Here is a 7104-nt window from a genome sequence, read left to right on the forward strand (position 1 = left end):
TTAACCTTGTGCTGCCTCAGCGAGGCTACTTTCCAATGCAAAACTTGGAAAAAATGACACCCAACAAATCATCCGCCCCAAAAGCCCCGGTAATTCGATTGAGCGCATTCTGGCCCAAACGCAACTCTTCGGCGAGTAAATCCAGTGCATTGCCACCACTTGCTAAAAGCTCTGAGGCGTTCTCCAAGTGGTCTGAGACTTCTTGCAAAGCCTGCAAATGCCGTTGGCGTGCGATAAAAGTGCCACCCTGTGCAGGTTGCCAACCTGCCGCTGCCAGCAGGCGCGCACGCAGGGCATCTAGTCCGGCACCGGTCTTAGCCGAGAGCACGATCCCGTCCGTAGTCGTCACGCGGGGATTCGCGTCTGCTTTGTTCCAAACATGAATGACGGGTACCTTTGAAGGTACTTTTTGGGCTATAGCCCCGGCAATACCTGCGTCTGCCGCTATGTATTCAGGAGCATCCTGCCGCGTCAGGTCATGCAAAAAGACCAAGGCATCGGCGCTGGCAATGGCTTCCCATGCGCGGGCAATGCCGATTTGTTCGACCTCATCGTCGCTTTCGCGCAAACCTGCGGTGTCGATGATGTGCAACGGGACGCCCTCGATCTGGATGGTTTCCTGTACTTTGTCGCGGGTCGTCCCAGCAATCGGTGTCACGATGGCCAGCTCCGCACCTGCGAGTGCATTGAGGAGTGAGGACTTCCCTGCGTTGGGTTGTCCGGCAATCACTACCTTCATGCCCTCACGCAGCAAGGCTCCTTGCGTGGCTTTCGCCTGCACCGTTCTGAGCGAAATTTGTAGGCGCTGCAGTTGACCGACTGCGTCGGCCTTTTCGAGGAAGTCGATTTCCTCCTCCGGAAAATCAAGCGTCGCTTCGACCAGCATGCGCAAATGAATCAACGCGTCTCTGAGCGAAACCACTTCCTTGGAGAAAGCGCCAGAGAGCGATTGACTGGCACTGCGAGCCGCAGCTTCCGTGCTCGCATCAATTAAATCGGCAATAGCTTCGGCCTGGGCTAGATCGAGCTTGTTGTTCAAAAAGGCGCGCTGCGTGAACTCACCCGGGTCGGCCAGGCGCAATGAAGGCAGCAGCGGTGCGGCGCGGGGTTCAACGGGCTTGGAGGCGAGCTCAAGGCAACGTGCCAGCAGGAGCTGCAGCACCACCGGGCCGCCGTGCGCCTGTAGTTCAAGCACATCTTCCCCTGTAAAGGAGTGGGGTCCCGGAAAAAACAAAGCCAACCCATGGTCAATGGGCTGGCCTTGGGCATCCGGGAAAGGGAGGTAAGTCGCCTCGCGCGGCCGCAGGGCACGTCCGAGAAGTGCTCCGACAAAAGCCGCCAAAGATTTGCCGCTCACCCGCACGATCCCGACAGCGCCACGGCCGGAGGCCGTAGCGATGGCGGCTATCGGGTCAGTATGCCGTGACAGCACCTTGTCCCGATCTGCTTACTTGAACTTCGGCAGGTTGAACTGCGGTGGCACGCCCATCCGGGTGTTGATGATCCACTGCTGTGCAATCGACAAGATGTTGTTCGTAATCCAGTACAGCACCAGGCCGGACGGGAAGAAGAAGAACATCACGCTGAATGCGAGGGGCATAAACCACATCATCTTGGCTTGCAAAGGATCCGGTGGAGCCGGGTTCAATGCGGTTTGCAGCAAGGTCGTCAGGGTCATCACCACGGGCAGGATGAAGAAGGGGTCCGGGGAAGACAAGTCCTTGATCCACAGAATCCACGGTGCATTGCGCATTTCCACGCTGGACAAGAGCACCCAGTACAAGGCAATAAACACAGGAATCTGGACCATGATGGGGAAGCAACCGCCCATGGGGTTGACCTTCTCTTCACGGTAGATCCGCATCATTTCTTGCTGCATTTGCTGCGGGTTGTCTTTGAGGCGCTCGCGCATTTCCATGATGCGCGGGTTGACCGCCTTCATCTTGGCCATGCTGGCATACGCCTTGGCATTGAGCCAGTAAAACGCGATTTTCAACAGCAACACGAGGGCCACAATCGACCAGCCCCAGTTCTGAATGAAGCCATGCAGCTTGTCCAGCAACCAGTACAGAGGCTTGGCCAGAATCGCAAGCCATCCATAGTCTTTCACCAACTCCATGCCGGGGGCCAAGGCTTCGAGTTTCTTTTCTTCCTGGGGTCCGACAAACAATTTCGCGTCGATGGCCTTCGTTTTCCCGGGCTCAAGACTTTCGAGCGGCGTGATCATCGTGGCGCGGTAGCAGCAATCGGCTACTGTGGAACCTACGTCTTTGGCATCCAAAGAAAAGGTGCGCTTCATGTCAGCCGGAAGAATCCAGGCACTTGCAAAGTAGTGCTGCACCATGGCCACATAGCCGTGGGTGCTTTCTTTTTCAAAGTCGGCCTTGCCTTTTTTGATGTCGCTGAATTCCACTTTCTGGTATTTCTTGGCATCCGTGTAGACAGCGGGGCCCGTGAAAGTGGAATAGAACGAGGACTCACCTGCGGGTTTGTTACCGTCACGTACCAGTTGCAAGTACAGCTGGGGGCTGAGAGCGGCAGCCCCCTTGTTGATGACCTCGTGTTTGACCGCGATGTCATAGGCTCCACGACGGATCGTGTAGGTTTTCACCAGCTGGAGACCGCCCGTGTCCTGCGAGGTGAACACCAGCTTCAGCTCGTCCTGACCGTCTTTCAGCGACTTATCACCGGAAAACGCCATGACCGACTTGTGCGTAGGGAAGCTGTCAGGGGAGGTGCCACCGATCAGACCTGTCTGGGCCTGGTAGTAGCGGTCCTTGGTGTCATCCAACAACACAAAGTTGCGTGACTTGTCATTGGAGTCCAGATATTGCAAAAACTCGGAGCGAACCAGTGCACCGCCCTGGGTGTCGAAGGTGAGCTTCAGTACATCGGTGCTGACTTCGAAGCGCTCAGATGCCACCGCTGGTGCGGCTGCAGCGGCAGAAACATCGACCGCAGGAGCCTGAGTCACGGCAGCAGGTATCCCCGCAGAACTCACGGATGCTGCTGGCGCCGGGGCTGCCTTTTGTGCTGGATTCGGGAAGAAAGTGGCTTGTTTTCCATTGTGGATCTGCCACTGATCCCACAAGAGGACCATGGAGAACCCAAAGATCACCCACAAAATGGTGCGGCGAATATCGTTCATGAAGACTTCTTCTCAGAGGGGGATTGAATCAAGCGACTGAACAGTCGCGGCGCATTCTCAGGCACAGGATCATGCCCACCCGCGCACCACGGGTGACAGCGCGCAAGACGCGCGACTGTCAAATAACTGCCTATTGTCGCACCGTGACGCTCAAGAGCCTCGATGGCGTACACAGAACATGTGGGGTTAAAGCGGCACGCCGAGCCCAACCATGGACTCAGCAGCAAGCGATAGGCGCGCACCACGCTAATCAGGACACGCCTCATCATGGCGCGGGCCCCACCGGACCAGGGCCGGCTTTCAAGGGCAACGGGCCCACGATCTGGCCGAACAAATCCAGCAACTCTTGGCGCACCGCAGCCTTCAAGGCATCCGAAGTGGCGCTGACAAAGATCTTGCGGTCGAAGTCACGCCGCAAGCGGATCAAATGCGCCTTTTCTTTCAGCAGTGGAGCGAACTCTGCACCAAGACTGTAAATCTGGCGTTTGACCGTGTTGCGGGTCACTGCACGCTTGGCCCACCGCTTGGGCACCATGGCGCCCAACCACAAACCACAGGAGGGGAAAGCCGTGGGCTTCCCGTCTGCATCAGAAACGGCAACAGCGCAGCAATGCAAAGCAAAGTGCGCTGTTTTAGAAACCGTAGTGCCACCCAATACCGCTTGGAACTGGGCGCGTGTTTGAAGTCGCTGCACGGCAGTACGACTGCCAGTGTGCGGTTCCGCTGTCACCAAAAGCTAAAAGCTCCGGTTCGCGAAGCCGTCTTAGACAGCCAGACGCTTGCGGCCTTTGGCGCGGCGTGCATTGATCACAGCGCGGCCGCCGCGAGTCTTCATGCGAACCAGAAAGCCGTGAGTACGTGCGCGACGGATCTTGGAGGGTTGGTATGTGCGTTTCATGAAATTTTCCTAACAGGCTCAGTGGTATCTGCGCGGCCCGCCAGTGCTACTCACCAGGGACTTGAAAACGCAGATTTCGGTCTTATCGCCCCGAACACAATCAGGGGAACCGCGGATTATCGCAAACTTTCTCAATCAGGGCAACACCTTAGATCGCAATCAGATTCTTTTGCACGAACTGCACCTGTCCGCGGCGACAATGTGGATAAAGTATTGATAAATTAGAATCCGCTTCGCAGCAAACAACAACTATCCACAGAAGCTGGCCTCCACAATGACCCAGGGCTCCCCCCCTTCCCCCCACGACGGCTCCAATTACGAACTCGGGCAAAGCCTCTGGCAGAGCTGCGTCGATCAGCTCGCGCAAGAACTGCCTGAGCAGCAATTCAACACTTGGATCAAGCCGCTCACCGCACTCGTTCACGAGGACATGTCCCGCATCACCGTGTTCGTGGCCAATCGCTTTAAGCTCGACTGGGTTCGCGCCCAGTACAGCCAGAAAATCGCAGGCATGCTTGAAAAGCTTTATGGGCAAGCGGTTGCCGTAGAGTTAGTGATCACTCCGCGAGAGGCCTCGGTACGCCCCGCCCCCACACCCCGCGCAGCCGAAGTACCGGCCGCCATAGAGGAAGCGGAGGTTGGTGAAGACCGCGTGGCCGGTGGCCCCAAGAGCCGTCTCAACAGCATGCTCACCTTCGAAAGCCTGGTGGAAGGCACTGCAAACCGCATGGCGCGAGCCGCTGCCATGCATGTCGCCACCATGCCCGGGCACTTGTACAACCCCCTGTTTATCTACGGCGGCGTGGGCTTGGGCAAGACCCACTTGATGCACGCTGTAGGCAACCGCCTGCTTGTGGATAAGCCGGGCTCCAAGGTGCTCTACATCCATGCAGAACAATTTGTGTCCGATGTGGTGAAGGCCTATCAACGCAAAACTTTTGATGAATTCAAGGAGCGCTACCACTCCTTGGACCTGTTGCTGATTGACGATGTGCAGTTCTTTGCCAACAAAGACCGCACCCAGGAAGAGTTTTTCAACGCGTTTGAAGCATTGCTGGCCAAGAAGTCCCACATCGTGATGACCAGCGACACCTACCCCAAAGGTCTGGCAGACATCCACGAGCGGCTGGTGTCGCGGTTTGACTCCGGTCTGACCGTGGCCATTGAGCCTCCTGAGCTGGAGATGCGGGTGGCCATTCTGATCAACAAGGCGCACGCTGAAGGCTCCGAAATGCCGGAAGAAGTCGCGTTTTTCGTCGCGAAAAACGTGCGCTCCAACGTGCGCGAGTTAGAAGGCGCACTGCGCAAAATTCTGGCCTACTCCCGCTTCAACCAGAAGGAAATCTCCATCCAGCTGGCCCGCGAAGCGCTGCGCGATTTGCTGTCGATCCAGAACCGTCAGATCTCGGTGGAAAACATCCAGAAAACCGTCGCCGATTACTACAAGATCAAGGTTGCGGACATGTATTCCAAGAAGCGCCCGGCCAGCATTGCCCGGCCGCGCCAGATCGCCATGTACCTGGCCAAAGAACTGACGCAAAAGAGCCTGCCCGAGATCGGCGAGTTGTTTGGCGGGCGCGATCACACCACCGTGTTACATGCGGTCCGGAAAATCGGCGGCGAGCGACAGCAGCTGACCGAACTGAACCAGCAGTTGCACGTTCTGGAGCAAACGCTCAAGGGATAAGGGTAAAAACAGAGACAAGCCCCCGTAACTCACTGAAAAAACAGAGAAAATGGTGGGATTGTTTGTTTGGCAGAGATTCACAAAGAGGTTGACATGATCGTATTGAAGGCAACGCAAGACAAGGTCTTATCGGTACTGCAATCGGTGGCCGGTATTGTCGAGCGCCGCCACACATTGCCCATTCTTGCCAACGTGTTGCTGCGCAAAACCGGCACCTCCCTGCAGCTGACCACCAGTGATCTGGAAATCCAGATCCGCACCACGGCAGAACTGGGCGGGGACACCGGCAACTTCACCACCACCATCGGTGCACGCAAGTTGATTGATATTTTGCGCACCATGCCGGGCGACCAGACCGTGTCTCTCGAATCCAGCCAGAGCAAAATCATCCTCAAGGGCGGCAAAAGCAAGTTCACACTGCAAACCATGCAGGCCGAAGACTTTCCTCTGGTGCAAGAAAGTGCCAGCTTCGGCCCGGTGTTCAGTGTTCCGCAAAAGACCCTGAAGGACTTGCTCAGCCAAGTGTCCTTCGCCATGGCGGTCCACGACATCCGCTACTACCTCAACGGTATTTTGTTTGTCGCAGAAGGCAAGCAGCTCAGCCTGGTGGCCACCGACGGGCACCGCTTGGCATTCGCCTCCGCGACCCTCGACGTGGAAGTGCCCAAGCAGGAAGTCATCCTGCCCCGCAAAACCGTGATCGAGCTGCAGCGCTTGTTGTCCGACGCCGAAGGCGCCATCGAGATGCAGTTCGCCAACAACCAGGCCAAGTTCACCTTCGACGGCATGGAGTTCGTGACCAAGTTGGTCGAGGGCAAGTTCCCCGACTACAACCGTGTCATCCCGAAAAACCATAAGAACAGCATCACCCTGGGCCGCGAAGCGCTGCTCAAAACACTGCAGCGCACCGCCATTTTGACCAGCGACAAATTCAAGGGCGTGCGCCTGAACATCGACCCCGGCAGCCTGCGTGTAGCGTCTAACAACGCCGAGCAGGAAGAGGCGGTGGACGAGTTGGACATCGACTACGGTGGCGACAGCATCGAGATCGGGTTCAACGTCACCTACCTGATCGACGCCCTGAGCAATATGAGCCAGGACATGGTGAAAGTGGAGCTGTCCGACGGCAACAGTTCGGCCCTGATCACCATTCCCGACAACACGACCTTCAAGTACGTCGTGATGCCCATGAGAATCTGACGCTACAAAAATAGTAGCTACCCGCGCAATCAAACCCCCGACCTCCGGGGGTTTGGTCATTCAAGAGTTTGAGATTTTTCGAAGAGAAGTTAGCCATGACTGAAGAAAACAAGTCGGTTTCCACCCCTGAAAACGCCGATGGCGCTGTGCACACGGGCGAGGGCGGAGCCG

7 protein-coding genes are annotated in these 7104 nt (G+C 56.8%); 2 read left to right on the forward strand and 5 right to left on the reverse strand.

All coding sequences use genetic code 11. From position 1 onward, the window contains the following. Positions 1-25: 25 nt before the first annotated feature. The 5 genes from mnmE to rpmH all read right to left on the reverse strand — a co-directional run bounded on the left by mnmE (position 26) and on the right by rpmH (position 4046). Positions 26-1432: a tRNA uridine-5-carboxymethylaminomethyl(34) synthesis GTPase MnmE gene (gene mnmE / locus QZW03_RS12075; RefSeq protein ID WP_296510253.1), complete on the reverse strand. Its 1407-nt coding sequence runs from the start codon at positions 1430-1432 to the stop codon at positions 26-28. Positions 1433-1447: 15 nt separating this feature from the next. Further along, a complete protein-coding gene (gene yidC / locus QZW03_RS12080; protein ID WP_296510254.1) occupies positions 1448-3148 on the reverse strand; it encodes a membrane protein insertase YidC in 1701 nt (566 codons plus the stop codon). Beyond that, positions 3145-3417 carry a membrane protein insertion efficiency factor YidD gene (gene yidD, locus QZW03_RS12085; protein WP_296510255.1) on the reverse strand — a complete coding sequence of 91 codons (273 nt, stop codon included), beginning with the start codon at positions 3415-3417 and terminating at the stop codon, positions 3145-3147. Before yidD ends, yidC begins: the two co-directional genes overlap by 4 nt. Continuing rightward, entirely contained in the window at positions 3414-3842 is a 429-nt protein-coding gene (locus QZW03_RS12090) for a ribonuclease P protein component (protein WP_296510256.1), read from the reverse strand. Before QZW03_RS12090 ends, yidD begins: the two co-directional genes overlap by 4 nt. Before the next feature lie 69 nt (positions 3843-3911). After that, complete coding sequence (gene rpmH / locus QZW03_RS12095) at positions 3912-4046, reverse strand: 50S ribosomal protein L34 (protein WP_006299042.1); 135 nt, start codon at positions 4044-4046, stop codon at positions 3912-3914. Between the two features lie 274 nt (positions 4047-4320). On the opposite strand from rpmH, the gene dnaA reads away from it, so the two are divergent. Both dnaA and dnaN read left to right on the forward strand, forming a co-directional pair. Beyond that, positions 4321-5733, forward strand: a complete 1413-nt coding sequence (gene dnaA, locus QZW03_RS12100; RefSeq protein ID WP_296510257.1) for a chromosomal replication initiator protein DnaA — start codon at positions 4321-4323, stop codon at positions 5731-5733. Between the two features lie 93 nt (positions 5734-5826). Continuing rightward, positions 5827-6933 carry a DNA polymerase III subunit beta gene (dnaN, locus tag QZW03_RS12105; protein WP_087495810.1) on the forward strand — a complete coding sequence of 369 codons (1107 nt, stop codon included), beginning with the start codon at positions 5827-5829 and terminating at the stop codon, positions 6931-6933. The last annotated feature ends 171 nt before the right edge of the window (positions 6934-7104 follow it).

Source organism: Rhodoferax sp. (assembly GCF_013297935.1).
In the GTDB taxonomy this organism is placed as follows: domain Bacteria; phylum Pseudomonadota; class Gammaproteobacteria; order Burkholderiales; family Burkholderiaceae_C; genus Allorhodoferax.

Excerpts from the sequence above, each read along its gene's own strand:
- yidC (WP_296510254.1), bottom strand. The coding sequence starts at position 3,148 with ATGAACGATATTCGCCGCACCATTTTGTGGGTGATCTTTGGGTTCTCC.
- yidD (WP_296510255.1), bottom strand. The coding sequence starts at position 3,417 with ATGATGAGGCGTGTCCTGATTAGCGTGGTGCGCGCCTATCGCTTGCTG.
- rpmH (WP_006299042.1), bottom strand. The coding sequence starts at position 4,046 with ATGAAACGCACATACCAACCCTCCAAGATCCGTCGCGCACGTACTCAC.
- dnaA (WP_296510257.1), top strand. The coding sequence starts at position 4,321 with ATGACCCAGGGCTCCCCCCCTTCCCCCCACGACGGCTCCAATTACGAA.
- dnaN (WP_087495810.1), top strand. The coding sequence starts at position 5,827 with ATGATCGTATTGAAGGCAACGCAAGACAAGGTCTTATCGGTACTGCAA.